At 52.2% G+C, this 26,407-nt stretch carries 25 protein-coding genes and 1 riboswitch; of the genes, 10 read left to right on the forward strand and 15 right to left on the reverse strand.

Annotation, left to right across the window (positions count from 1 at the left end; translation table 11 throughout):
• Positions 1-211: 211 nt before the first annotated feature.
• The 3 genes from parC to NNO02_RS04590 form a co-directional block, all read right to left on the reverse strand.
• A complete protein-coding gene (gene parC / locus NNO02_RS04580; RefSeq protein ID WP_271454299.1) occupies positions 212-2,470 on the reverse strand; it encodes a DNA topoisomerase IV subunit A in 2,259 nt (752 codons plus the stop codon).
• A gap of 147 nt (positions 2,471-2,617) precedes the next feature.
• Complete coding sequence (locus tag NNO02_RS04585; protein ID WP_271454300.1) at positions 2,618-3,484, reverse strand: AraC family transcriptional regulator; 867 nt, start codon at positions 3,482-3,484, stop codon at positions 2,618-2,620.
• Positions 3,485-3,559: 75 nt separating this feature from the next.
• Complete coding sequence (locus tag NNO02_RS04590; protein WP_137382563.1) at positions 3,560-3,955, reverse strand: YgiW/YdeI family stress tolerance OB fold protein; 396 nt, start codon at positions 3,953-3,955, stop codon at positions 3,560-3,562.
• 152 nt (positions 3,956-4,107) lie between these two features.
• On the opposite strand from NNO02_RS04590, the gene qseB reads away from it, so the two are divergent.
• The 4 genes from qseB to NNO02_RS04610 all read left to right on the forward strand — a co-directional run bounded on the left by qseB (position 4,108) and on the right by NNO02_RS04610 (position 7,149).
• A complete protein-coding gene (gene qseB, locus NNO02_RS04595; protein ID WP_137382562.1) occupies positions 4,108-4,767 on the forward strand; it encodes a quorum sensing response regulator transcription factor QseB in 660 nt (219 codons plus the stop codon).
• The gene (gene qseC, locus NNO02_RS04600; RefSeq protein WP_271442235.1) at positions 4,764-6,113 is read left to right on the forward strand and encodes a quorum sensing histidine kinase QseC; all 1,350 of its coding nucleotides are present in this window, start codon (positions 4,764-4,766) and stop codon (positions 6,111-6,113) included. Before qseB ends, qseC begins: the two co-directional genes overlap by 4 nt.
• 109 nt (positions 6,114-6,222) lie before the next feature.
• Positions 6,223-6,804: an NAD(P)H-dependent oxidoreductase gene (locus NNO02_RS04605; RefSeq protein WP_271442236.1), complete on the forward strand. Its 582-nt coding sequence runs from the start codon at positions 6,223-6,225 to the stop codon at positions 6,802-6,804.
• A gap of 30 nt (positions 6,805-6,834) precedes the next feature.
• A complete protein-coding gene (locus NNO02_RS04610; RefSeq protein ID WP_003024557.1) occupies positions 6,835-7,149 on the forward strand; it encodes a putative quinol monooxygenase in 315 nt (104 codons plus the stop codon).
• Positions 7,150-7,256: 107 nt separating this feature from the next.
• Here the strand turns inward: NNO02_RS04610 and parE are convergent, their stop codons facing one another.
• Genes parE through nudF form a run of 5 tightly spaced genes read right to left on the reverse strand, consistent with a single transcriptional unit; the run spans position 7,257 to position 11,662 of the window.
• A complete protein-coding gene (gene parE, locus NNO02_RS04615) occupies positions 7,257-9,149 on the reverse strand; it encodes a DNA topoisomerase IV subunit B (protein WP_271454301.1) in 1,893 nt (630 codons plus the stop codon).
• Between the two features lie 28 nt (positions 9,150-9,177).
• A complete protein-coding gene (yqiA, locus tag NNO02_RS04620) occupies positions 9,178-9,759 on the reverse strand; it encodes an esterase YqiA (protein ID WP_271454302.1) in 582 nt (193 codons plus the stop codon).
• Entirely contained in the window at positions 9,759-10,586 is an 828-nt protein-coding gene (gene cpdA, locus NNO02_RS04625) for a 3',5'-cyclic-AMP phosphodiesterase (protein ID WP_271442239.1), read from the reverse strand. The genes yqiA and cpdA overlap by 1 nt, the downstream gene beginning before the upstream one ends.
• Before the next feature lie 24 nt (positions 10,587-10,610).
• Positions 10,611-11,033, reverse strand: coding sequence for a DUF1249 family protein (locus NNO02_RS04630; RefSeq protein WP_005123087.1), 423 nt, complete (start codon positions 11,031-11,033; stop codon positions 10,611-10,613).
• Positions 11,030-11,662 (reverse strand): ADP-ribose diphosphatase, encoded by a 633-nt coding sequence (gene nudF, locus NNO02_RS04635; protein WP_040233966.1) that lies wholly within the window; start codon positions 11,660-11,662, stop codon positions 11,030-11,032. Before nudF ends, NNO02_RS04630 begins: the two co-directional genes overlap by 4 nt.
• A 199-nt stretch (positions 11,663-11,861) precedes the next feature.
• Between nudF and tolC the strand changes: the two genes are divergently transcribed.
• The 3 genes from tolC to NNO02_RS04650 all read left to right on the forward strand — a co-directional run bounded on the left by tolC (position 11,862) and on the right by NNO02_RS04650 (position 15,335).
• On the forward strand, positions 11,862-13,343 hold the full coding sequence (tolC, locus tag NNO02_RS04640; protein ID WP_271454303.1) for an outer membrane channel protein TolC: 1,482 nt from the start codon (positions 11,862-11,864) through the stop codon (positions 13,341-13,343).
• Positions 13,344-13,491: 148 nt separating this feature from the next.
• Positions 13,492-14,169, forward strand: a complete 678-nt coding sequence (locus tag NNO02_RS04645; RefSeq protein ID WP_016154521.1) for a DUF1190 family protein — start codon at positions 13,492-13,494, stop codon at positions 14,167-14,169.
• Between the two features lie 5 nt (positions 14,170-14,174).
• The gene (locus tag NNO02_RS04650) at positions 14,175-15,335 is read left to right on the forward strand and encodes a glutathionylspermidine synthase family protein (RefSeq protein ID WP_271449653.1); all 1,161 of its coding nucleotides are present in this window, start codon (positions 14,175-14,177) and stop codon (positions 15,333-15,335) included.
• An 85-nt stretch (positions 15,336-15,420) separates the two neighbouring features.
• Here NNO02_RS04650 and ygiD read toward each other — a convergent pair whose 3' ends face one another.
• Positions 15,421-16,209 (reverse strand): 4,5-DOPA dioxygenase extradiol, encoded by a 789-nt coding sequence (gene ygiD, locus NNO02_RS04655; RefSeq protein WP_137382555.1) that lies wholly within the window; start codon positions 16,207-16,209, stop codon positions 15,421-15,423.
• A gap of 147 nt (positions 16,210-16,356) precedes the next feature.
• On the opposite strand from ygiD, the gene zupT reads away from it, so the two are divergent.
• On the forward strand, positions 16,357-17,130 hold the full coding sequence (gene zupT, locus NNO02_RS04660) for a zinc transporter ZupT (protein ID WP_003024600.1): 774 nt from the start codon (positions 16,357-16,359) through the stop codon (positions 17,128-17,130).
• Between the two features lie 62 nt (positions 17,131-17,192).
• Here zupT and NNO02_RS04665 read toward each other — a convergent pair whose 3' ends face one another.
• Positions 17,193-17,369, reverse strand: a complete 177-nt coding sequence (locus NNO02_RS04665; RefSeq protein WP_271442242.1) for a hypothetical protein — start codon at positions 17,367-17,369, stop codon at positions 17,193-17,195.
• A gap of 500 nt (positions 17,370-17,869) precedes the next feature.
• Complete coding sequence (gene ribB, locus NNO02_RS04670) at positions 17,870-18,523, reverse strand: 3,4-dihydroxy-2-butanone-4-phosphate synthase (RefSeq protein WP_137382554.1); 654 nt, start codon at positions 18,521-18,523, stop codon at positions 17,870-17,872.
• Between the two features lie 106 nt (positions 18,524-18,629).
• Positions 18,630-18,779, reverse strand: a riboswitch (FMN riboswitch).
• 132 nt (positions 18,780-18,911) lie between these two features.
• On the opposite strand from ribB, the gene ubiK reads away from it, so the two are divergent.
• The gene (gene ubiK, locus NNO02_RS04675; RefSeq protein ID WP_202037734.1) at positions 18,912-19,208 is read left to right on the forward strand and encodes a ubiquinone biosynthesis accessory factor UbiK; all 297 of its coding nucleotides are present in this window, start codon (positions 18,912-18,914) and stop codon (positions 19,206-19,208) included.
• Between the two features lie 33 nt (positions 19,209-19,241).
• Here ubiK and glgS read toward each other — a convergent pair whose 3' ends face one another.
• From glgS to NNO02_RS04695, 4 genes are all read right to left on the reverse strand, one after another.
• Entirely contained in the window at positions 19,242-19,448 is a 207-nt protein-coding gene (glgS, locus tag NNO02_RS04680; protein ID WP_137382553.1) for a cell surface composition regulator GlgS, read from the reverse strand.
• A 273-nt stretch (positions 19,449-19,721) separates the two neighbouring features.
• The gene (gene hldE / locus NNO02_RS04685; RefSeq protein WP_137382550.1) at positions 19,722-21,155 is read right to left on the reverse strand and encodes a bifunctional D-glycero-beta-D-manno-heptose-7-phosphate kinase/D-glycero-beta-D-manno-heptose 1-phosphate adenylyltransferase HldE; all 1,434 of its coding nucleotides are present in this window, start codon (positions 21,153-21,155) and stop codon (positions 19,722-19,724) included.
• A gap of 59 nt (positions 21,156-21,214) precedes the next feature.
• Entirely contained in the window at positions 21,215-24,055 is a 2,841-nt protein-coding gene (gene glnE, locus NNO02_RS04690) for a bifunctional [glutamate--ammonia ligase]-adenylyl-L-tyrosine phosphorylase/[glutamate--ammonia-ligase] adenylyltransferase (protein WP_271454304.1), read from the reverse strand.
• Between the two features lie 126 nt (positions 24,056-24,181).
• Positions 24,182-25,483: a CYTH domain-containing protein gene (locus tag NNO02_RS04695; protein WP_271454305.1), complete on the reverse strand. Its 1,302-nt coding sequence runs from the start codon at positions 25,481-25,483 to the stop codon at positions 24,182-24,184.
• 241 nt (positions 25,484-25,724) lie between these two features.
• Here NNO02_RS04695 and NNO02_RS04700 point away from each other — a divergent pair, with 241 nt between their 5' ends.
• A complete protein-coding gene (locus tag NNO02_RS04700; protein WP_137382547.1) occupies positions 25,725-26,345 on the forward strand; it encodes a TIGR04211 family SH3 domain-containing protein in 621 nt (206 codons plus the stop codon).
• Positions 26,346-26,407 lie beyond the last annotated feature (62 nt).

Here is a 26,407-nt window from a genome sequence, read left to right on the forward strand (position 1 = left end):
AAAAATATATAGCATAACAACCTCTAAAGGCCTAAGAGCCTGGCATTCTACGTCACCTGATTCCGAACACTACATCAGGTTAGGGCATTGTTAAGAGCGGCTCTCTGGAAAAGCGTATTGTTAATCGCAACGCACGAATAAACAACGGTTTCACGGGAATTTTTAAAACAAGCTCTCCCTGTGCGAAAACAGGGAGAGCCAGACGCTGGCGTTATTCTTCGCTGTCGCCGTGACTGGCGCGTCGAGGCGAGTCAATCTCAACACGGTCGATGCGTTGCAGACCGCGCATGAGCGTACCACGACGACCACGCTCGCCGGTTACCTTCTGTAGCTCTTCAGGGCGCAGTTTAATTTTGCGTTTCCCGACGTGGATAGTCAGCGTGCTTTGCGGCGGCAGCACGTAGAGTTGTGCCAGACCATCTTCGCCTTTCGCCGCTTCCGCTGAAGGGATATTGATAATCTTGTTCCCTTTGCCTTTCGACAACTGCGGCAAATCGCTCACCGGGAACATCAACATGCGGCCCGCATGGGTAATAGCCAGCAGCATATCGGTTTCATCTTCAATCACCACCGGCGGCATAACATGCGCGTTTTCAGGCAGCGTAATCAATGCCTTGCCCGCACGGTTACGCGCGACGAGGTCATTGAAGGTGCAGACAAAACCGTAACCGGCATCAGATGCCATAAGCAGTTTCTGATCGTCGCCTTCCATCAGCATATGTTCAACCGTCGCACCCGGTGGTAGCGTGAGCTTACCGGTCAACGGCTCCCCCTGACCCCGTGCTGACGGCAGCGTAATCGGGTCGATAGCATAGCTACGCCCGGTTGAGTCAACGAAGACGACCGGCTGATTACTCTTCCCTTTCACCGCCGATTTAAAGCTATCACCCGCTTTATAGCTTAAGCCCGGAGCGTCTATATCGTGGCCTTTCGCACTTCGCACCCAGCCACTCTGAGACAGCACAATGGTCACCGGCTCAGACGGCAACATGTCGTGCTCACTCATCGCCTTCGCTTCTTCGCGCTCCTGCAATGGAGAACGGCGATCGTCACCATAGGCATCCGCATCAGCCTGTAGTTCTTTCTTCAGCAGGTTACTCATTTTGCGTTCAGAGGCCAGAATGCCCTGCAGTTGATCGCGCTCTTTAGCCAGTTCATCCTGCTCACCGCGGATTTTCATCTCTTCCAGTTTGGCAAGGTGACGTAATTTCAGCTCAAGAATGGCTTCCGCCTGAGTTTCTGAAATACCAAACCGTGACATCAGCTCGGGTTTAGGTTCATCTTCATGACGAATAATTTCAATGACTTCGTCAATGTTGAGGAACGCTATCAGTAAACCTTCAAGAATGTGCAGGCGCTTGAGTACTTTCTCCAGGCGATAGTTCAGGCGGCGGCGCACAGTATCGCGACGGAACGTCAGCCACTCGGTGAGGATCTCCAGTAGGTTTTTAACTGCCGGACGACCGTCGAGGCCAATCATGTTCAGGTTAATGCGATAGCTTTTTTCCAGATCGGTAGTGGCAAACAGATGGTTCATCACCTGTTCCATATCCACGCGATTCGACCGCGGGACAATCACCAGACGAGTCGGGTTTTCGTGATCCGATTCATCGCGCAGGTCATCGACCATTGGCAGCTTTTTATTGCGCATTTGAGCCGCAATCTGCTCCAGCACCTTTGCGCCGGAAACCTGGTGCGGCAGCGCGGAAATCACCACCGCGCCATCTTCTTTCGTCCATACCGCACGCATGCGTACGGAACCGCGTCCGTTTTCGTATATTTTACGAATCTCCGCACGCGAAGTAATGATCTCTGCTTCGGTCGGGTAATCCGGCCCCTGTACGATATCCAGCAGCTGATCCAGCGTCGTTTTCGGCTGTTCAATCAGCGTAATTGCCGCTTTGGCCACTTCACGCAGGTTATGCGGTGGAATATCCGTCGCCATACCCACAGCAATTCCGGTCGTGCCGTTCAGCAGAATATTCGGCAGACGCGCAGGCAGCATTTTCGGCTCCTGCATGGTGCCGTCGAAGTTTGGCACCCAATCCGACGTTCCCTGACCAAGTTCACCCAGCAGGACTTCCGCATATTTCGACAGACGGGATTCCGTGTAACGCATCGCGGCGAAGGATTTCGGATCGTCCGGTGCCCCCCAGTTCCCCTGCCCGTCAACCAGCGGATAACGGTAAGAGAACGGCTGGGCCATCAGCACCATCGCTTCATAGCAGGCGCTGTCGCCGTGTGGATGGTATTTACCCAGCACGTCACCGACAGTACGGGCGGATTTTTTAAACTTGGCGCTGGCGTTCAGCCCCAGTTCGGACATCGCGTAAACGATGCGACGCTGAACAGGTTTCAGACCATCACCAATAAACGGCAACGCCCTGTCCATGATGACGTACATGGAGTAGTTCAGATAGGCGTTTTCCGTGAATTCATGCAGCGCAAGGCGCTCTGCCATATCGCTCATTAATCGTGGTTCCTCAACTTATACCCGTCTATTGAAGGGCAATATTGCCGCAGATACTACCCTATCTGGCGTGTTGAGTCACAAAGTTCAGTGGATTTGGCGACGCAGAAATAACAATGCATCGCCAGGAATTGATTGTGAACAACGCTATACCAACGGCAAATAAATATCCGTGAGTAACTCGTGTTCAGCAACCTCATGCACGAAATTGAGATACTGGAAATAGACCGGGAAATCACGCGGTGTTTCACCGCTACCCGGTAGCCATTCCCGGAAAAGAAACCACACGCTGTCAGAAAGCGTGTCCAATGCCCCCTGGTGGCGCACTACTGCACAGCGTCCGGCGGGAATTTCACTGTTCACGACGCCAAACGCATTTTCGGGGGCCGCCTGGCTGACGCTCCCGCAAATATCAAAACGAAACTCTGCCGGCGGCGTGCTCTGTGGGTCATGCCAGGCAATTCCAAATGTCTGGCTGCCAGCAACCGGTGACAAGCCCGTCGTGCGTCGCCATTCGATAAACTTTGCGGCACTGGCGTTAACCAAATCCGGATGGCCCCGATGCGTTAACATCGCCACCTGAATACGAGGGACATCGACAATTTTTACGTCCATTACGTGCTGCTCCTGAAATACCTGCTTAGGAATACGCCGGTGCCAGTCCAGCCAGTCCGGGGTTTGCCGGAACTGGCGAGGGCTTTTACCAAACGCAGTTTTGAAAGCACGTGTGAACGACTCCGGATTCTGAAACCCGGCATCCAGCGCAATATCAATGACTTTATCCTGCGGGTTAAACGCCAGCCGCCATGAAGCACGGCGCAGACGAAGCCACTGGATATAGCGATAAAGCGGTTGGCCACTCCAGGCAGTAAACTGCCGGTGAAAATGAAATGGCGAACTGTGCGCCATTCGGCTTAACGCCTCAAGTGTAAGGGGCTCATCCAGATGACGCTCAATGTGTTCACAAACACACCGCAATCGTCTGGCATAAGCCGCGCTGAATCGGTCATTCATCACTGCCTCCTTGTGGCTTATTCTGTCCACCTGGCCGCATTGAATCCTGACCGATCTTGCGCACTCTTCGTAGGATTACGGATTTACTTTGCGGATTTGTTTCACGTCGATTTCAACGGAGTTCCAGTCTTTATCTACTTCACCCTGGATTTCAACCGTATCCTGCGGGCCGACGGTTACGCCGTTCCAGCGTTTATGGTCGATATCCACATTAACCGTGCCAGTGGCATCCTTAAACAGGTACAGATCGTCAGAAATACGTTCAACGATATTCCCGCGCAACGTGACCCAGGTGTCATCACGCAGTGACTTTGCACTTTCAACAGTGGTGCTGCTGCCGTTCGGGCCAGTAAACCCGCCATTTTGACTTTGCGTCGTCGTCGTAGGTCCAGAGAAACCGCCCTGCTGTGCGGCAAAAACAGGTGCGGAACACAATGCCATCACGGCAACCATTGCAGCTAATTTTTTCATCTTCATGTCTCCCTTTCATGTTGGTTTACGACTATTTAATAAGTTAATCCTTAACAAGTTCTTAAGGCAAAAAAAGATACTTTTTTTGCTGTACAGAGACCGTTGTCACAAGGTTTACTGTCGGCAAAGAGCGTTACCGCAGGGAAGAACATATGCGTATTTTACTGATCGAAGATGACACGTTGATTGGCGATGGCCTTAAAACAGGTCTGAGTAAAATGGGTTTCAGCATTGACTGGTTTACCGAAGGTCGTCAGGGAAAAGAAGCGCTGTACAGCGCCCCTTATGATGCGGTGATCCTTGACCTGACGCTACCAGGCATCGACGGGCGCGATATCCTGCGCGAATGGCGGGCAAAAGGTAAGCAAGAGCCTGTGCTGATTCTGACGGCTCGGGATGCGCTGACAGAACGCGTTGAAGGCCTGCGCCTGGGCGCGGATGACTATCTGTGCAAACCCTTTGCACTCATCGAGGTTGCCGCCAGACTGGAAGCATTGGTACGCCGCGCCAGCGGTCAGGCCAGCAATATTCTGAGCCATGGTCAGGTCTCACTTGATCCCGGCGCGCTGGTCGCGACAGTCGCAGGTGAACCTTTGTCACTCAAACCCAAAGAGTTCGCCCTACTGGAACTACTGATGCGTAATAAAGGCCGCGTGCTGCCCCGCAAACTGATCGAAGAAAAACTGTATAACTGGGATGAAAACGTCTCCAGCAACGCTGTTGAAGTGCACGTCCACCACTTACGCCGTAAGCTCGGCAGCGACTTTATCCGCACTGTACATGGCATTGGCTACACCCTGGGTGACGCATGAAACTCACACAACGCCTCAGCCTGCGCGTCAGACTAACGCTTATATTCATGATTTTGGTTTTAGTGACCTGGCTGATTTCCAGCTTTGTCGCCTGGAAGCAAACGACCGATAACGTGAATGAGATGTTCGACACGCAACAGATGCTGTTCGCCAAACGCCTTATCACGCTGGATCTCGATGAACTAAAAGCCTCTGAACGCATAGCGCATACCCCGAAAAAATTCAAACATGGTCATATTGACGACGATGTTCTAACCTTTGCGGCCTACACGCCAGAAGGGAAAATGGTTCTTCACGATGGCGACAATGGTCAGTACATTCCCTATAGCTATCGCCGGGAAGGTTTTGACGATGGCTATCTGAATGGCGACAACGATAAATGGCGTTTTGTCTGGCTGACTTCCGCAGATAAAAAGTATCGAATCGTTGTCGGCCAGGAATGGGAATATCGTGAAGATATGGCTTTAGCGATTGTGACAGCACAATTAGTGCCGTGGTTGGTCGCTTTGCCGCTGATGCTGTTAATCCTGATTGTGTTGTTAAGTCTTGAACTTAAACCACTGAAAAAACTGGCGAAGGCGCTACGTTTACGCGACCCGGAATCAGAAGAACCGCTCAGTTTGAAAGGCATTCCTGGCGAGGTCCGCCCGTTGGTTGAATCACTCAATCAACTTTTCACTCGTATTCATACCACCATGGTGCGTGAACGGCGCTTTACTTCAGATGCTGCTCACGAGCTGCGTAGTCCGCTGACGGCGCTGAAAGTGCAAACCGAAGTGGCGCAACTGTCTGACGATGATCCTCAGGCAAGGCAAAAAGCCTTAATGCAGATGCAGGCCGGGATCGATCGCGCTACACGTCTGGTCGATCAGTTACTGACGCTTTCGCGCCTTGACTCCCTCGACAACCTTCAGGATGTAGCGGAAATCTCGCTGGAGGAGTTGCTGCAATCTTCGGTGATGGATATCTACCATTCGGCCCGACAGGCGCATATTGATGTGCGTTTGCAGATTAACGCCCACGATATCAAGCGAATGGGACAACCCTTGTTACTCAGCCTGATGGTGCGGAATCTGCTGGATAATGCGATTCGCTATAGCCCGCAAGGTAGCATTGTGGAAGTGACGCTCAACGCCCGTAATTTTAGCGTCAAAGATAACGGCCCGGGCGTTGCACCGGAGGTACTTACACACATCGGTGAACGCTTTTATCGTCCGCCGGGACAAAGCGTTACCGGCAGTGGTCTGGGCCTGTCGATCGTTCGTCGTATCGCGACCTTACACGGGATGTCGGCCTCCTTTGGTAATGCTCCGGAAGGCGGTTTTGAGGCAAAAATCAGCTGGTAAAGACCTCATTATTGCTAATAATGCAAAAGACTTTGCACATTTTGCTAATTTCACCGCACCGCCCGTGGGGGTAAAATCGTCCTCAAACGTATTTCCTTGAGGACACAAAATGAGCAACATTCTGATTATCAATGGTGCGAAAAAATTCGCTCACTCCAACGGTCAGTTAAACGACACCCTGACCGAGGTCGCGGATGGCCTCCTGCGCGACCTCGGGCATGATGTTAAAATCGTGCGTGCAGATGGCGATTACGACATTAAAACTGAAGTGCAGAACTTCGTCTGGGCTGATGTGGTTATCTGGCAAATGCCGGGCTGGTGGATGGGTGCACCGTGGACGGTGAAAAAATACATCGATGATGTGTTTACCGAAGGTCACGGTACGCTGTATGCCAGCGATGGTCGTACGCGTTCAGATGCCTCTAAAAAATACGGTTCCGGCGGTCTGATTCAGGGCAAAAAATACATGCTGTCCCTGACCTGGAACGCGCCAATGGAAGCCTTCACTGAAAAAGACCAATTCTTCCATGGTGTTGGCGTTGATGGTGTGTATCTGCCGTTCCATAAAGCAAATCAGTTCCTGGGAATGGAAGCACTGCCGACGTTTATCACCAATGACGTGATTAAAATGCCAGATGTTCCGCGTTATATCGCAGAATATCGCAAGCATCTGACCGAGATTTTTGGTTAACTAGGTACCTGGAATTAGAAGGAGTTAATCATGCTTACTGTTATTGCAGAAATCCGTACACGTCCAGGTCAACATCACCGCCAGGCGGTACTGGATCAGTTTGCTAAAATCGTTCCGACCGTACTGAAGGAAGAAGGCTGCCACGGCTATGCGCCGATGGTGGATCATGCTGCGGGTGTGAGTTTTCAGACCACAGCACCAGACTCAATCGTGATGGTTGAACAGTGGGAAAGCATCGCGCATCTTGAAGCGCATTTGCAGACCCCGCATATGAAAGCCTACAGCGAAGCCGTTAAAGGTGACGTGCTGGACATGAATATTCGTATTCTGGAATCGGGCATTTAAGATTGTCGATTTGCCGGGTGACGCTTTGCTATCCGGCATATAATCGCTTCGTCAGATGAGAGCCGGATAAGGCATTTTACGCCCCTTTCCGGCTTTTCTACATGCAATTACCCTTCGAGATCCGCCAGGTCACCTTTCTCCTGCAACCAGTTGCGACGATCCTCTGAACGTTTCTTGGCCAGCAGCATATCCATCACCGCATTCGTACGCTGATCGTCCTCATCATCAATGATGAGCTGTACCAGACGACGCGTATTAGGGTCCAGCGTCGTTTCACGTAGTTGCATCGGGTTCATTTCACCCAGACCTTTAAAGCGTTGTACGTTCGGTTTCCCTTTCTTGCGCTTTAACTGCTCCAGCACGCCCGCTTTTTCTTCTTCTGTCAGTGCGTAATACACCTCTTTACCGAGATCGATACGGTACAACGGAGGCAGCGCCACATAGACGTGACCGTGTTTCACCAGCGTACGGAAGTGTTTCACAAACAGCGCACACAACAGCGTCGCGATGTGCAGACCATCGGAGTCCGCATCCGCCAGAATACAGATCTTGCCATAGCGCAGCTGGCTCAGATCATCGCTGTCTGGATCGATACCGATCGCTACCGAAATATCGTGAACTTCCTGCGAGGCCAACACTTCATCAGAAGAGACTTCCCAGGTATTGAGGATCTTACCTTTCAGCGGCATGATCGCCTGGAATTCACGATCGCGCGCCTGCTTGGCCGACCCGCCCGCCGAGTCACCTTCAACGAGGAACAGTTCGGTGCGGTTGAGATCCTGTGCGGTACAGTCCGCCAGTTTCCCCGGTAGCGCCGGACCGCTGGTCAGCTTTTTGCGTACTACTTTTTTCGCCGCACGCAAACGACGCTGCGCGCTGGAAATCGCCATTTCCGCCAGTTGCTCGGCTGACTGCACGTTCTGGTTCAGCCACAGGCTGAAGGCATCTTTCACTACGCCAGAAACGAATGCCGCACACTGACGTGAAGAAAGACGCTCTTTGGTCTGTCCGGCAAACTGTGGATCCTGCATTTTTACCGACAGCACATAGGCGCAACGATCCCAGATATCTTCTGCTGACAGCTTCACGCCGCGCGGCAGAATATTACGGTACTCGCAGAATTCGCGCATCGCGTCCAGCAGTCCCTGACGCAGGCCGTTAACATGCGTACCGCCCTGCATAGTAGGGATCAGGTTGACATAACTTTCAGTCAGCAACTCACCGCCTTCCGGCAGCCACAGCAACGCCCAGTCAACAGTTTCCGTCTCACCGCTAAAATTACCGATAAACGGTTTTTCCGGCAGCGTCGGCAGGCCATTCACCGCTTCGCTCAGGTAGTCATTCAGACCGTCCTGATAGCACCAGCGCTGCTCGCTGTTGTTAACTTCATCTTTAAAGGTAATTTCTACGCCCGGGCACAGTACCGCTTTGGCTTTCAGTACGTGCGTTAAGCGAGAAACAGAGAAACGTGGGCTGTCAAAGAAGGTTTCATCCGGCCAGAAGTGCACGCTGGTACCGGTATTGCGTTTACCGCAAGTACCGACCACCTGCAGATCCTGCACTTTGTCACCGTTTTCAAACGCGATGTTGTACACCTGACCATCGCGACGCACGTTCACTTCTACACGTTTTGAAAGCGCGTTGACCACGGAGATACCCACCCCGTGTAAACCGCCTGAAAACTGGTAGTTCTTATTAGAAAACTTACCGCCTGCATGCAGGCGACAGAGGATCAGCTCGACCGCCGGAACGCCTTCTTCTGGGTGAATATCCACCGGCATACCGCGTCCGTCGTCAATGACTTCCAGCGATTGATCGGCATGTAAGATCACATCCACGCGTTTCGCGTGGCCAGCCAGTGCTTCATCCACACTGTTATCAATCACTTCCTGTCCAAGGTGATTAGGACGGGTCGTGTCAGTGTACATCCCAGGGCGACGGCGTACCGGCTCAAGCCCAGTGAGTACCTCAATGGCATCAGCGTTATAAGTTTGCGTCATGGTTTAAATTAGCAATTCGAATTGATCGTCAGAAACTGTGCAGTCCAAGGAAATCGACAATCGGGTTGAAATAATCTTCGAAGCCCGTGAATGCGTGGTTTCCGCCCTCAATAACTGTCTGACGGCAGGAGGCGTAATACGCCACCGCCTGGCGGTAGTCCAACACTTCATCGCCCGTTTGTTGAAGCAGCCAAATCAAATCCGGCGCTTCCAGCGGGTCAATCTGCATGACTTTAAGATCGTAAATATGGCGTGACTCTAGCACATATTGCTGCCCCGTGTAGGGGTTCTCGTTTTGACCGAGATAGTCGACCAGCAGTTCGTAAGGCCGTACAGCAGGGTTCACGACCACCGCTGGCAGCATAAAACATTGCGACAGCCAGGTGGCGTAATAGCCTCCTAAGGAAGAGCCGACAATCCCCAGCGACTCGCCGCCATGTTCAAGGATAATTGACTCCAGCATCTCTGCCGCCAGGGCTGGATACGGAGGTAACTGCGGCACAATCATCTCAACGTGCGGATGGTGCTCCGCCAGCCAGTTTTTTAGCAGACATGCCTTCGCCGAACGAGGAGAACTATTGAATCCATGAAGATAGAGAAGCGTAGACATCAGTAGCCTTCTGAAGCGGTATCAGGGTGGAACCGATTTCCCTGTAGACGACACACCTGGGTCTGCAACGTACCGTCTGCAAAGAGTTCCAGCGTACGCCAGCCGGGGCTTATCGTATCTAACGTGAAATTGGCGCAATGCGGCTTAAATTGCACGCATGTTGATGGCGTCGCCAGCAGTCGGCGGCCGTTCCAGTCGAGATCCAGCTCCTGGTGAATATGCCCACAGAGCAGATACTTCACGCGCGGATAGTTCACCAGCACGTTGTCGAGCTCCGCCGCATTACGCAGACTGTGTTGATCGAGCCAACTGCAGCCCGCAGGCAAAGGATGATGATGCAGAAGCAGCAACGTATTACGTTCAGGCGCATCAGCAAGTTTACGCTCCAGCCATTCAAGCTGAAATTCGCTTAACTCACCGTGAGGGACGCCAAAAACCTGGCTGTCCAGCAACAAAATTTGCCACTGTTCACCGATGAAGATGCGTTTGGCGGGGGAAATACCCGCATCCTGAAGCGCGCTGTACATCGCTGGCTGAAAATCGTGATTACCGGGTAACCAAACGCAGGGCGCACGAAAACTTGCGATGCCCTCAGCAAAATGCTGATAAGCCGCAGCGGATTGATCCTGCGCCAAATCCCCAGTCGCGACGATGAGATCGTACTCTGGCGACTCTGCATGTATTGCATCCAGTACGCACTGGTAGCTATCCCAGGTGTTCACACCCAGCAAGGTTTCATGCTTTTCGGCAAACAGGTGAGTGTCTGTAATTTGTAAGATCCTGACTCTGGCCTCACCAGCCAAAGGAAGGGTTAACAGGCTTTCCAAATGGTGTCCTTAGGTTTCACGACGCTAATAAACCGGAATCGCCATCGCTCCATGTGCTAAACAGTACCGTAACCAGTCGGCCAAAAACTGATTAATTTGATGCTTTTCGTCGCGTTGATGCAACTTTTTATTTGGATAATCATACCGCGCTTTGAAGCGAAAGATCTGCTGACTTGAACACACTTCAGCCACCCTCGCATCATGATACAGGCGCACAGTCAGCGACGGCAGACTCCAGTAGGTAACCGCTGGTGCCGTCTGTTCGATCGCGACAAGCGTAGTGTATCGGGTCGATTCAACAATCGTTAATCGATATTGTGCGTTTGCAACCTGATAGCTCACTGTTTCACCGGCTGCATCATTGCGTGGCAACAGGCGGCGCAACTGCGAAAAATTGGTTTCGCACAGGCGCATCATTTCAGGGAAGTCAGGTGTGTAACGCTTCATTTTTTCCACTCAGTTTTTAACTCTTGATAGTGCAGCTGTAACCATTGCAAGGCGATGACAGAAGCCGCGTTGTCGATTATCCCCTCTTCTACCCATTGATAAGCCTGTTCCCGACTCACCACATGAACACGAATATCTTCGTTTTCATCCGCCAGACCATGGATACCATTTGCGGTCGAAGCGTCCACTTCACCTACCAAAATCGACAGGCGTTCACTGGTGCCGCCCGGGCTTGCCAGATAGCTCAGCACGGGCTTAGTCCGCTTCACATCCAGTCCGGCTTCTTCCATTGCTTCACGGCGGGCCACATCTTCAACGGTTTCACCTTCTTCGATCATTCCAGCTACCATTTCCAGCAGATACGGCGTTTCGCTGGTGTCATAGGCCGCGATACGGATCTGTTCAACCAGCACAACTTCATCCCGCTCAGGGTCAAAGGGTAGCAAGACTGCCGCGTGTCCGCGCTCAAAAATTTCACGCTTCACTTCACCGCTCATACCACCGTTAAACAGACGATGACGGAAGCGATAAAGATCCAGTGAAAAAAAACCGCGGTATAGTGTTTCTCGTGCAATAATTTCTACATCATTTTTAGTGAATGTCATTGGCAAGTTGTCTGGTTTACGCATTGTGCTGTCCTGGTACCAATAGTGATTAAAGTGTGAATTTCAAGGTCGTTTGACTGCTGTTTGAGCGCCCTTGTGTTAAATTGATGCAAATTAACGCCGTATGGCACGTAACGCCAACTTTTTGAAGTGGCGGATTCTGCTAGAATCAGCAATTATTTTTACAATTTGATCAGCGCTAAATACTGCTTCACAACAAGGAATGCAAATGAAGAAATTGCTCCCCATCCTTATCGGCCTGAGCCTGTCGGGGTTCAGTACTCTGAGCCAGGCAGAAAACCTGATGCAGGTTTATCAGCAAGCACGCCTGAGCAACCCGGAATTGCGTAAATCCGCCGCCGATCGCGATGCTGCATTCGAAAAAATTAACGAAGCGCGTAGTCCTTTACTGCCGCAACTGGGCTTAGGTGCCGATTACACCTACAGCAATGGCTTTCGTGATGCCAATGGCGTCAACTCCAACGCGACCAGTGCTTCGTTAAGCCTGACTCAGACTCTGTTCGATATGTCAAAATGGCGTGCCCTGACGCTGCAAGAAAAATCAGCAGGCATCCAGGATGTGACTTATCAGACCGATCAGCAAACGCTGATCCTGAATACCGCCACGGCCTATTTTAACGTATTGAACGCGATTGACGTGCTCTCTTATACCCAGGCACAAAAAGACGCAGTTTATCGTCAGTTAGATCAGACAACCCAGCGTTTTAACGTTGGCCTGGTTGCCATCACTGACGTACAGAACGCCCGTTCACAGTACGATACCGTGTTGGCGAACGAAGTTACCGCGCGTAACAACCTGGACAACGCCGTTGAACAGCTGCGTCAGGTCACCGGCAATTACTACCCGGAACTGGCCTCGCTCAATGTTGATGGTTTTAAAACCAACAAACCGCAGGCGGTGAATTCACTGCTGAAAGAAGCAGAAAACCGCAACCTGACGTTATTGCAGGCACGTTTAAGTCAGGATCTGGCGCGTGAGCAAATTCGTCTGGCGCAGGATGGTCATCTGCCGACGCTGGGTTTAACCGCCTCTACCGGTGTATCTGATACCTCTTACAGTGGTTCTAAAACTAACACCTCTCAGTATGACGACAGCAACCAGGGCCAGAACAAAATTGGTCTGAACTTCTCGCTGCCGCTGTACCAGGGCGGGATGGTTAACTCGCAGGTTAAACAAGCGCAGTACAACTTTGTTGGTGCCAGCGAGCAACTGGAAAGCGCGCACCGCAGCGTAGTGCAGACCGTTCGTTCGTCATTCAACAACATTAATGCGTCTATCAGTAGCATTAATGCGTACAAACAAGCCGTTGTCTCTGCGCAAAGCTCCCTGGACGCGATGGAAGCGGGTTATTCTGTCGGTACACGTACCATCGTGGACGTGTTGGATGCCACCACCACGCTGTACAACGCTAAGCAGCAGTTGGCAAATGCGCGTTATACCTATCTGATCAACCAGTTAAACATCAAATCTGCACTTGGTACGCTTAACGAGCAGGATCTGGTGGCGCTGAACAATACGCTGGGCAAACCTATTTCCACCGCGCCTGACGCCGTTGCGCCGGAAAACACCCAGCAAGACGCCGCGGCAGACGGATATACCGCGAACAGTGCGGCACCGGCGGTCAAACCGGCAGCAGCACATACAACCAGCAGCAGTAACGGCAACAACCCGTTCCGTAATTGATGTTGATGACGGGGCTTCGGCCCCGTCTGAACGTAAGACAACGTAAAGATCCGCCCCTTCTTCCGCATTCTCGCCTCTTCCCGCTTCAATTTCGACCAGCCATCCTCTATTCTGAGCAGTATTTACCACTGGGTCCTGGAAGACATAAATGAAACGGACAAAATCTATACATCACGCGTCGTTCCGCAAAAGCTGGAGCGCACGCCATCTGACTCCTGTCGCACTGGCTGTGACCGCTGTTTTTATGCTGGCAGGCTGTGAAAAAAGTGACGAAACAGTTTCGCTTTACCAGAATGCGGACGACTGCTCTGCGGCGAATCCGGGTAAAAGCGCTGAATGTACTACCGCATTCAACAACGCACTGAAAGAAGCTGAACGCACGGCGCCAAAATACGCCACGCGCGAAGACTGTATTGCCGAGTTCGGTGAAGGTCAGTGCCAGCAGGCACCTGCCCAGGCAGGAATGGCACCTACGGGCGAAGGCCAGGCTCAAGCGCAGAATCAAAGCAGTGGCAGCTTCTGGATGCCGCTGATGGCGGGTTACATGATGGGTCGGATGATGGGCGGCGGCATGGGCGCGCAACAACCGCTGTTCAGCTCGAAAAATCCGGCAAGCCCGGCATATGGCAAATACACTGATGCCGGCGGTAAAAACTATGGTGCCGCCACACCGGGCCGCACCATGACCGTGCCGAAAACCGCGATGGCACCAAAACCTGCCACAACGTCTACCGTTACGCGCGGTGGATTTGGTGAGTCGGTGGCAAAACAGAGCACCATGCAACGTAGCGCCAGCGGCACCACGACACGTTCGATGGGTGGCTGATCCCTATGGAAAGAGTCAGTATTGTTGAGCGCCCGGACTGGCGCGACAAAGCTACCGAATACGGTTTCAACTTTCACACCATGTACGGCGAGCCGTACTGGTGTGAAGATGCCTACTACAAGCTCACGCTGGCCCAGGTTGAAAAACTGGAAGAGGTCACCGCAGAGCTGCATCAGATGTGCCTCAAAGTGGTGGAAAGAGTCATCAACAGCGATGAGCTGATGACCAAGTTTCGCATTCCAAAACATACCTGGGGCTTTGTTCGCCAGTCCTGGCAGACACAGCAGCCGTCGCTCTATTCCCGTCTCGATCTGGCGTGGGATGGCACGGGTGAACCCAAACTGCTGGAAAACAACGCAGATACGCCAACCTCATTGTATGAAGCTGCTTTTTTCCAGTGGATCTGGCTGGAAGATCAGCTTAATGCGGGCAACCTGCCGGAAGGCAGCGATCAGTTCAACAGCCTGCAGGAAAAACTGATCGAACGTTTCACTGAGCTGCGCGAGCAGTACGGTTTTCAGTTGCTGCACCTGACCTGCTGTCGCGATACGGTCGAAGATCGTGGAACGATCCAGTATTTGCAGGATTGTGCGGCTGAGGCTGAAATTGCCACTGAATTTCTCTATGTCGAAGATATCGGGCTCGGTGAAAAAGGTCAGTTCACGGACATGCAGGACCAGGTGATCGCCAACCTGTTCAAGCTGTATCCGTGGGAGTTTATGCTGCGTGAAATGTTCTCCACCAAGCTGGAAGACGCTGGCGTTCGCTGGCTGGAACCGGCATGGAAGAGCATTATCTCCAACAAAGCACTGCTGCCGCTGCTGTGGGAAATGTTCCCGGATCACCCGAATCTGCTACCGGCATATTTCGCCGAAGACGACTATCCGCAGATGGATAAATTTGTCGTGAAACCGATCTTCTCGCGTGAAGGGGCTAACGTTTCCATCATTGAAAACGGTAAAACGATCGAAGCCGTGGAAGGGCCATACGGTGAAGAAGGTATGATCGTACAGCAGTTCCATCAGCTACCAAAATTTGGCGACAGCTATATGCTGATCGGCAGCTGGCTGATTAACGATCAACCGGCCGGGATCGGCATTCGTGAAGACAGAGCGTTGATCACCCAGGATCTCTCACGCTTCTATCCGCATATTTTTGTCGAATAATTGAGAGTGCCGGGTGGCGGCTTCGCCTTACCCGGCCTACGACACGAATTTAATGCCCGATAAGCGCAGCGCCATCGGGCATTCATCATCCGACCTGCACCGACAACATACTCAGGCTACCCATCTCAATGCCATCGACCGGGATTGTTACAGGTTCTTTACCATCCCATGCGCCTAAAACATACAGCAGCGGCAGGAAGTGATCCGGTGTTGGGTTCGACAACGATCCGCCTTCATGCTCGAGATAATTCACCAGCGGATGCTGTTCAACCGGTCCCTGCCAGGTCAGGTTGGCTTTCACATAATCATTGAATGAGGTCGCCCACGGGTATGGTGTATTTTCACCGTGCCAGCGTGCTGTACGCAGGTTATGTACCACGTTGCCACTGGCCACCAGCATAATGCCTTCATCGCGCAATGCTGCCAGCTTACGGCCTATTTCAAAATGCCAGGCCGCAGGTTTAGTGCTATCGACACTCAACTGCACCATCGGGATATCCGCGTTCGGGTACATCTTGATCAGCACGCCCCATGAGCCGTGGTCAAATCCCCACGCCTCTTTATCCAACGTGACTGGCACTGGAGAAAGCAGATCCACCAGATGCTGAGCCAGTTCAGGAGACCCAGGGGCCGGATAATGCGTGTCATACAGTGCTTGCGGGAAACCACCAAAATCGTGGATCGTTTTTGGTGCTTCCATCGCCGTCACACCTGTCCCACGAGTGAACCAATGTGCCGAGACCACAACAATCGCTTTCGGGCGTGGCAACGTTTCCCCCAGTTGCTGCCAGGCGCGGGTATAAACGTTATCTTCCAGAACATTCATTGGGCTGCCGTGTCCCAAAAACAATGCTGGCATACGAGTTGAAGACATGATGATATCCTTACTGAGGGAGTCATTTTGATATCACCACAATACGCTTTTTCGGTTGATGAAGAACTCAGATAACCATGATGAAGATCATCAGTTATTTTGACGATCCGCCCCGAACAGCAGATTGATAAGGAGTTTTATTTGTCGATGTCAGTACCTTTACTTCTGACCTTACTGGCAGGCGCCGCCACATTTATCGGTGCATTTCTTGGCGTGCTGGGACAAAAACCCTCTAACCGCGTTCTCGCGTTTTCTCTGGGTTTTGCCGCAGGTATCATGCTGCTGATTTCCCTGATGGAAATGTTGCCAGCCGCACTGGCAGCAGAGGGAATGTCGCCGGTGCTGGGTTACGGGATGTTTATCGTTGGTTTGTTGGGCTACTTTGGCCTGGATCGTTTGCTGCCGCACGCTCACCCTCAGGATTTAGTCCAAAAAACCACACAGCCGTTACCCGGTTCCATTAAGCGTACTGCGATTTTATTAACGCTGGGTATCAGCCTGCACAACTTTCCGGAAGGGATCGCGACTTTTGTTACTGCCAGCAGCAACCTGGAGTTGGGTTTTGGTATCGCACTGGCCGTTGCATTACATAATATACCTGAAGGTTTAGCCGTTGCCGGGCCCGTTTATGCTGCCACAGGTTCCAAACGTACCGCTATATTCTGGGCAGGGATCTCAGGAATGGCGGAAATATTAGGTGGGGTACTGGCATGGTTAATTCTGGGCAGTTTGATTTCGCCCGTGGTAATGGCGGCAATTATGGCCGCGGTCGCCGGAATTATGGTCGCATTATCCGTTGATGAACTGATGCCGCTGGCAAAAGAAATCGACCCCAATAATAATCCCAGCTATGGGGTACTGTGTGGAATGTCGGTAATGGGCCTCAGCCTGGTTATCCTGCAATCTATGGGCATCGGGTGAAGCCGATGGCGGATGCTGCTCTGTGACTCAGAACATCCGCCTCATTCATGGTGGCAGGGCTGCTATTCGTGGTCCTTGACGGTGGTACCACCTTCGCCCGTATGGCGAAACAGTTTGTTGCGCGCCTCAAGTAATGCATCTCTGTCTTGCCGGAACGCTCTGCAATAACGTTTCATATGGCAATAATAACCGATAGCAACGAGTGCAATTAATACAATCCAATACCAGGCAATAAACATTCTTTTACCCTTAAAATTTAACATCATTAAACATTTAACGTTAAAATTTTACATAACTATATTCTGACCTACCTCTATAGTGGCATAACATGAAAACAAATATATGATTTCGATCATATAACGTAACGGATAAAGCTAATCAAAAAACCTGCATTAAAAAGGAAACAATATCATCAGATTCATACGGCCAAATAAAAACTCATTATCCAGAACAACGTTCCTCATTGTCATTCACATAATAATAAAAATGTTACCCACTGATAATTAATAATTTTCTCACGGAACGTGATATTTATTTAAACATTCACGGGTTATACCATTTAATTATGACAACGCATCAGCATAAGAAAAATATATTAAAAACTATTATTTCGTGTTGATACGTAGTACCGAGCATCCCATCTAACTAAAGCTAAATTTTCCGGCCATAACAACAAAAAACCGAAGACAGAAAACTGACTTCGGTTTTTTTCTACCACAACAAGCGTGGGAATACGCTATTAGCTGGCTTTGCGCTCGTGCGCCTGACGATAAGCCACTAAATCTTCGATAGTGACTACAGCCATATTGTGCTTGCCGGCAAATGCAATGCACTCCGGCGCGCGCGCCATGGTGCCATCATCATTAGTCAATTCGCACAGTACACCAGCCGGTTTAAAACCAGCCAGCGTCACCAGATCGATGGTTGCTTCAGTGTGGCCACCGCGAGTTAACACGCCACCAGCCTGAGCACGCAGCGGGAAAACGTGACCCGGACGATTCAGATCGGAAGGTTTAGCGCCATCTTTAATCGCCGCGCGAACGGTCGTGACACGGTCTGCTGCGGAAACACCGGTAGTCACACCTTCTGCAGCTTCAATGGTCACGGTAAAACCCGTACCGTAAGCGCTGGTGTTATTTTCTACCATCATCGGCAGATCGAGCTGTTTGCGTCGGTCTTCAGTGATGCACAGGCAAACAATACCGCTACCGTGACGGATGGTCAGCGCCATCTGTTCAACAGTCATGGTTTCTGCCGGGAAAATCATATCACCTTCGTTTTCACGGTCTTCATCGTCAAGCACCATCACACCGCGTCCTTCACGCAGCGCAGCAAGCGCATGTTCAACACGTTCGAAAGGCGTACCAAAAGAGGAAAGTAGCGTCTGATTCATGGTAAAAAAACCTCACTAAATTTATGGTTACCAGAATCAGGGCAGTCTTAGGAGTGCCGTCAAAGCGGCAAAAAAATAACGTGAGCGGGTCCATGCCCGACTGGATCGTTACTCTCTCCCATCCGGACTCTAACCGTCGGCCCCGGAATTACACCGGATCTGCTGACCTTTTTGCCGTAACAAAAAGCGCTCGCGGGCTTTCAACATTCGTTGATTTACCGCCGGTGGGGAATTTCGCCCCGCCCTGAGAATAAGTGGGTTAACTATAACGCTATTGATTACCTTCATCAACGCCTTTACTCGACTTAGCTTCACACAATTCTGGTTTATGCCTGGGGCAGTTCGCACTACAATAGGCAGCAACACGTACCAGTTCAGGGAAACCATAATGATTGACCCGAAAAAAATTGAGCAGATTGCTCGTCAGGTTCACGAGTCGATGCCGAAAGGGATCCGGGAGTTTGGCGAAGACGTCGAGAAGAAAATTCGCCAAACGCTGCAGTCGCAGCTGACACGTCTGGATCTGGTAAGCCGCGAAGAGTTTGACGTACAAACCCAGGTTTTACTGCGTACCCGTGAAAAACTGGCGTTGCTTGAGCAACGCCTGACGGAGCTTGAAGCGCGTGAGAAAACGGCTGAAGTTAAGCCTGCGCCCGCAATCCCGCCAGTCGATCCACAAGTATAAAAACGACAACGGGCCGTAAGGCCCGTTAATATGTTAGTGTTCCAGTTCTAATTTTTTCGCCTCTGTTGCCTGCTGGCAGTAAAGTGCATAGCGTTTGCAAAACCAGCTGCGATGTTCCTCATCCATATTTCCAGTGACAGCCTGGATATCAACGGGTCGGCCCTCAGCCTGCATTCTGGCAAAACTCCGGGCCAGGAAATCGAAATTGTTCAGTGAATACATATTGCTGTTCATGAGCATACCCTCCAGTTATTGAATATCTGTTAAGGCCATATGCTTTTTCTGATTTCAGTATTTCCCTATACGCGAAGCTGTTCTGTACATTATGTGCGCAAAATGAGGGCTCTGCTTCACACTTTTCTACGAAATCTGTGAGAGAGTCAGATGAGGTCTATCAGAGGAGGAATACCTCTCCTCCTCTCATCTTTCTTCCGGTACTCCGGGGCGAGAAAACAGCATCGTCAAGCAAGGAAAGCGCGCTAAACGGAAGGTTCGACGCGTTTCCGGTAATTGTTATTTATCGCTGTCTTTCTGGATCTTTTTGATGATATTGGTCGTCGAACAACCATCTTCGAAGTTGAGTACCAACACTTCTCCGCCGTTGGCCCACACCTCTTTGCTGCCGGCAATCTCGTCCGGCTTGTAATCGCCGCCTTTGACCAGCAGATCCGGCAGAACACCGGCAATCAGACGCTGCGGCGTATCCTCTTCAAAAGAGACGACCCAGTCGACAGACTCCAGCGCCCCCAGCACGATCATACGCTGTTCAAGCGGATTGACCGGGCGAGTTTCGCCTTTCAGACGTTTGGTGGACGCATCGCTGTTAACCGCGACGATCAGACGGTCACCCAGCTTGCGCGCATTTGCCAGATAGGAGACATGCCCCGCATGCAGGATGTCAAAGACACCGTTGGTCATCACCACTTTCTCACCACGTTTGCGGGCGCTGGCGACAGCCTGCTTCAGCTCATCTTCACTCATCACGCCAAAGCCGGTATCAGCGCGACCACGCACGGCATTTTCCAGCTCGATCGGTGAAACCGTAGAGGTCCCCAGCTTACCGACAACAACACCTGCTGCCGCGTTAGCAAAATAGCACGCCTCTTCCAGCGAATTACCCGCGGCAAGCGTCGCTGCCAGTACGCCGATAACCGTATCGCCCGCACCGGTCACGTCATACACTTCCTGCGCCTGGGTCGGCATGTGCAATGGCGCTTTGCCCGGTTGCAGCAGCGTCATGCCCTGTTCGGAGCGCGTGATTAACAGTGCAGAAAGGCCGAAATCCGCAATCACCTTCATACCGCGTTCAACCAGCTCATCTTCGCTCTTGCACTTACCCGCGACCGCTTCAAACTCAGACAGGTTCGGCGTCAGCAGCGTTGCGCCGCGGTAGCGTTCAAAATCGGTCCCTTTCGGATCGATAAGTACCGGAACCCCTGCTTTACGTGCCAGTGCAATCATTTGCTGAACGCTTGCCAGCGCACCTTTGGCGTAGTCCGACAGCACCAGCGCGCCGATAGATCCCAGCGCCTGATTGATACGCTCATGCAGTGGCTGCGGATCCACACCTTCAAAGCCTTCCTCGAAGTCCAGGCGAATCAACTGCTGGTTGCGGGAAAGCACGCGCAGCTTGGTTATCGTCGGATGCGTCGGCACGGAAACGAAGTCACATTTTACGTTTACGTCCGCCAGCGTTTTACTGAGTGCACGCGCCGCATCGTCAATGCCGGTCAGGCCCACCAGACGCGAATTCGCTCCCAGAGAGGCAATGTTCATCGCCACGTTTGCTGCGCCACCGGGACGTTCTTCAATGGTATCCACTTTTACCACCGGGACCGGCGCTTCCGGGGAGATACGGCTGGTAGGGCCGTACCAGTAGCGATCCAGCATCACATCACCGACAACCATGACTCCTGCACGTTCAAACTCTGGCAGCGTTACTTTCATTCCTGTCTCCTGAGAGATTCTCTGAGGGTCTTAAAATTTGCGCGCGATAATAGCACACTTCACTCGGCAACCAGCCACTTCTGCCAGCTGTCACGCACCAGCGTACGTTCAGCACTGAAGCTCTCCGGCGCGACATGGCCCGGAAGTTCCTGTAGGGCAAGATGGTGAAGTTCATCGCGCAGCGTCGTGTAAGCGCGGGTAAGCGCCAGCGCTTCCTGTTCGTCCATAATGTCGTTTTGTGCCAGTAATTCCAGAATGCGCACGTTATCCGACCAGCGCGTCAGCTTGGGTTTTTCGTGGGCATAGCGCAGCACCAGATATTGCGTAATAAACTCAATGTCGGTGATACCGCCTTCATCTGCTTTAATATCAAAACGATCGCGATGTTTATTGCCCAGATGGGCACGCATTTTCTCACGCATTTCGCGCACGTCTGTCTGTAATGTTTTTCCATCACGGGCGAGGGTCATGATATCGCGCCGCACCACATCAAACTGAGAGGTTAGTTGTGGGTCGCCGTACACTACACGAGCCCGCACCAGCGCCTGATGCTCCCACGTCCAGGCTTCATTACGTTGGTAGTCAGCAAAAGCGTCTGTTGAGGTCACCAACATTCCCGCCGCACCGGACGGACGCAGCCGTGCATCCACTTCATACAAAATGCCAGATGAGGTGCGGGTACTGAAAAGATGCATAATGCGCTGCGACAGGCGCAGATAGAACTGCCGCCCGTCAATCTCACGTTCGCCGTCAGTCATCACATCCATCGGGCAATCATGCAGGAAGATCAAATCGAGATCGGAGCTATAGCCCAGCTCCCAACCGCCCAGTTTGCCGTAGCCAACAACGGCAAAACCGCGGCCTTCACGATCGCCAAGATGCGTTGGCTGCCCGTAGCGGGCGACCATTTGCGTCCACGCCTGCTGAACTACGGCATCAATAATGGCTTCCGCCAGCCAGGTCAGGTGATCGCTTACCTTCATGACTGGCAGCGTCCCGGCGATATCAGCCGCCGCAATACGCAGCAACTGCGTTTGCTTAAACTGACGCAGGGCTTCCAGCTGCTGCTCTTCGTCATCTTCCGGTACCCGCAGCAAATACTGACGCAGCTCATCGCGATAGGCGTCAGTCGCCGTGGGTTGGTACAACGTGTTGGGGTCCAGCAGTTCATCGAGCAACAGCGGATAGCGTGCCAGTTGGCTGGCCACCATGGGTGAGGCAGCGCACAGCGAAATCAGGTGTTTAAGCGCCCCTGGGAATTCGCTCAGCAGTTCCAGATAAGTCGTGCGGGTGACAATGCCCACCAGCAGCGGAGTAATACGCGACAACGGCACGGAGGCATCATCGCGGGAACAGACATCGCTCAGCAGATGCGGCATCAAATGATCCAGCACCTGACGCCCCCGCGGGCCTATCGTGCGCTTATCCAGCTCTTTACGGAAATCAGCGATCAGTGTCAGCACACGGCGGCGATCATCATCCGCCAGATGCATCAGCACTGGCGTAGTATCATCTTCCTGCAACGCATCCTGCCACAGCTCGCGCCACTGTTCCGACAGCGACTCTTCCTGAGTTTCACTGTCGTCATCACCAATTAACTCATTAAACACCCGGCGCACATTACTCATGTGCGCCGCCAGCACATCAGTCAGTTGCTGCCAGTCATCGACACGCATCCCCCACGCCAGTCTTGCCCGGTTCAGCTCATCGCCCGGCAGCGTTTGGGTCTGTTCGTCATTGATACTCTGCAGCAGATTTTCCAGGCGGCGTAAATAGAGATAGGCCGTCCGTAGTTGTTCCGCATCGGTATCAGACAGCAAATGCAGCGCATTGATGGCGCTTAGTGTGGGTAAAAGCGAACGGGATTGCAGAGAAGGCTCACGCCCGCCGCGGATCAGCTGGAATACCTGAACGATAAATTCAATTTCACGAATACCGCCCGCGCCGAGCTTAATGTTGTCCTTCAGGCCACGACGGCGAACTTCACGGGCAATCATTCCTTTCATATTACGCAGGGACTGGATCACACTGAAATCGATGTAGCGACGGAAGACAAACGGTCGTAGCATGGCGCGAAGCTCGCTGACATAAGTACCGTCGGCATCGCCCATGATACGTGCTTTCACCATTGCATAGCGTTCCCAGTCGCGCCCTTGCTCCTGATAATAATCCTCCAGCGCGGAGAAGCTCAGCACCAACGGACCGCTGTCGCCAAACGGACGTAAGCGCATGTCTACCCGATAAACAAACCCGTCCATGGTTGGCTGATCCAACACCTTGATGAGTCGCTGCCCCATACGGGTAAAGAACTGCGCGTTATCCAGTTCACGCCGCCCACCCTGCGTAGAACCATGTTCCGGCCAGGCGAAAATCAGATCAATATCGGAAGAAAAATTCAGCTCGCCGCCACCGAGTTTTCCCATCCCTAAAATCAGCAGCGGTTGTGGGGTGCCATCCTGATTACAGGGCGTTCCCCACTCACGGCAACAGGCGTCATACAGCCAATCACGTGCGGCAATGATCAGCGTCTCCGCCAGGTGACTTAGCTGTTGCAAAATACTCTCTTCAGCCACCAGCGACAGCGTCTGCGCCCAGGCAATGCGCACCATGATGCGACGGCGGAACAGGCGAAGTTCACGCATCAACGTCGCTTCATCACTGACGTCGTTCAACGCTTGCTGTAACCAGGTGACATAGTGTTGCCATTCATCAGCCTGTGGCGCGGCGCTTTCCAGCTCCACCAGCCATTCAGGATGGGCAATCACACTGTCGCGAACAAAATCACTGAATGTAAGCACTGACTTCGCCTGCACACTAAGTGAGGACTCAGATATTGCTGCTGGCAGCCGCTCAACAACGGTCGGCCAGTACTGCTGTAACGGTGAAGAGAGCTGCTTCATCTACGGGTTATCCTTTGAATGGTGCCGGATGGCGGCGTTTCGCTTTATCCGGCCTACATGACACTTACACCCATCGCGTAGGCCTGATAAGCGCAGCGCCATCAGGCATCCCGGCCTCGATCCTGGTTATCGTTTACCGCTGTGTAGCCAGAACGGTTCCTGAGAGATCGCTTCGTTGCGGAAGTGTTCAATTTCAATATGTTGGCGGGTTTCGATGGCATGACGCAGCCCCTGCCAGTTGGCAATCCATTCTGATGCGACATTCTCATCGTAGTAACCCGCCAGCATCAGAATGCTATCAATATTTCGCGTCAGACGAGGGAGTTGATCGGTGTACTGATCGCCCAGCGGTTGAGCAAAAGCCGTTTTCAGTTCAGCGGCATGGCGTGAAAGATGGGTGTCAGAAAAACGCTTAAAGGAGTCGGTAATTTTAGCCTGTGCTTTTGCATCAAGGAACGGCTGCCATCCTTTGGTCACCAGCCATTCGGTCAGTGCCAGTTTAGCCATTGCCGTTTGCGTACTATAAACCGCCGAAACGGCAGAAACATCCGCAGCAATTGTCGCTTCCGACTGAGTAAGCAAATCACGTAAGTGAGCGCTCGCTTTACGCGGAACATGACCGCCAAACAGCATCAGAATGTGACGCACCAGGCCCATTGCCGCCAGCACCTCGGCTTTCGCGCCTTTGACGCCGCGCACCCACAGCTCTTCATGATACTGCCACTGTGATAATGCCAGCTCCAGCGCCGCTTCCAGCCCCTGTTCAATGCTCGCCTTCGCCGGAACGGTCAAAATGCGCGTCGGTTTGAGTTCACGCGGCGCGTTCCCCTGCGCCAGATGATAACCGCGCGCCGCTTTACTCAGACTGCCCTGGCGTAAACCGGTTTGCGACACCAACTGACTTGCCAGCTTCAGTACCGCACGGGTATCGCCGCTCAACAACTCAAGTTCAAGCTCGCAGAGGGGTTCTGCAAACTCGCCGGCCTTCACCTCCCCCAGATCGAGAGCGATTTCAATCCGGCTGCCGTCGACATCAACCAACCATTTCTCGCGGTAAAAGTCGGTGCTGAACAACGGTTGCACCTGAGAGGCAAGATCGGCTGGCAGTTCACCATTGGGCCAAACCTCAGCAGGAAACTGGGTGAGATCCAGTTCCGGCGCGCTCAAGGCGACATTATATTCTGGTCGCTGATGCAGACCGCCCGTTACCCGTCCGGCAATTTTCATGGTCATTTCATAACGACCATTCTCCCCGCGAATACGCAGCCCCATATCATGGCCTCGCAACCAGGCATCCGGGGTCTCGTAGTAAATATTCAGCAACTGGCTGGGGGCGTGATGCTCTCCCCCCAATGTATTCAGACGTTCACGTAGTGCATCTACAGCATCACTATTGACGATAAACTTTAATTCGATTTCCTGGGCCATGGTCTTGTACTTATGGGTTATGTCACAGTTGAGAAAACAGACTGCGAACTAAGTGCATTCTTTATTGTCAGTAGATAGTATTTTGCGCCAAATTGCCATGCAACGTGCAATTTGACGGGCGTAAAAGTTTCGAGTGGTGGCAAAAAGGACACAGATGATTCCGATTGATGTCGAATGCTTTGCGTAGAGACACTGATGCCACTACTATCGTTCCACTTTCTATGACAATAACGACAGCCTGATGCCAAAATTACGCCTGATTGGATTAACTTTACTCGCACTTAGCGCCACTGCAGTCTCTCATGCCGAAGAGAAGCGCTATGTCTCTGATGAACTGAACACTTGGGTCCGCAGCGGTCCGGGAGATAATTATCGCCTCGTGGGCACGGTTAACGCCGGCGAGGAAGTCACGCTTTTACAGACTGACGCCAACACCAACTACGCCCAGGTGAAAGACAGCACTGGACGTACCGCGTGGATCCCACTTAAAGAACTGAACAGTACGCCAAGCCTGCGTACCCGCGTACCCGACCTTGAAAACCAGGTTAAGACACTGACCGATAAGCTCAATAATATCGATACCACCTGGAATCAACGCACCGCCGATATGCAGCAAAAAGTAGCGCAAAGCGACAGCGTGATCGACGGGTTGAAGGAAGAAAACCAGAAGCTGAAGAACGAGCTTATTGTGGCGCAAAAGAAAGTCAGCGCCGCTAACCTTCAGCTTGATGACAAACAGCGCACCATCATCATGCAGTGGTTCATGTATGGTGGCGGCGTGCTCGGACTCGGCCTGCTTCTCGGTCTGGTTCTGCCACACATGATCCCGAGCCGGAAGCGCAAAGATCGCTGGATGAACTGAATCGCCTTCTCCCTCACACTGACATATGATTAAGGAATACTGTTTTTCAAAAGGAACGTGGT

Source organism: Citrobacter sp. Awk 2 (assembly GCF_028069815.1).
Classification (GTDB): Bacteria; Pseudomonadota; Gammaproteobacteria; order Enterobacterales; family Enterobacteriaceae; genus Citrobacter.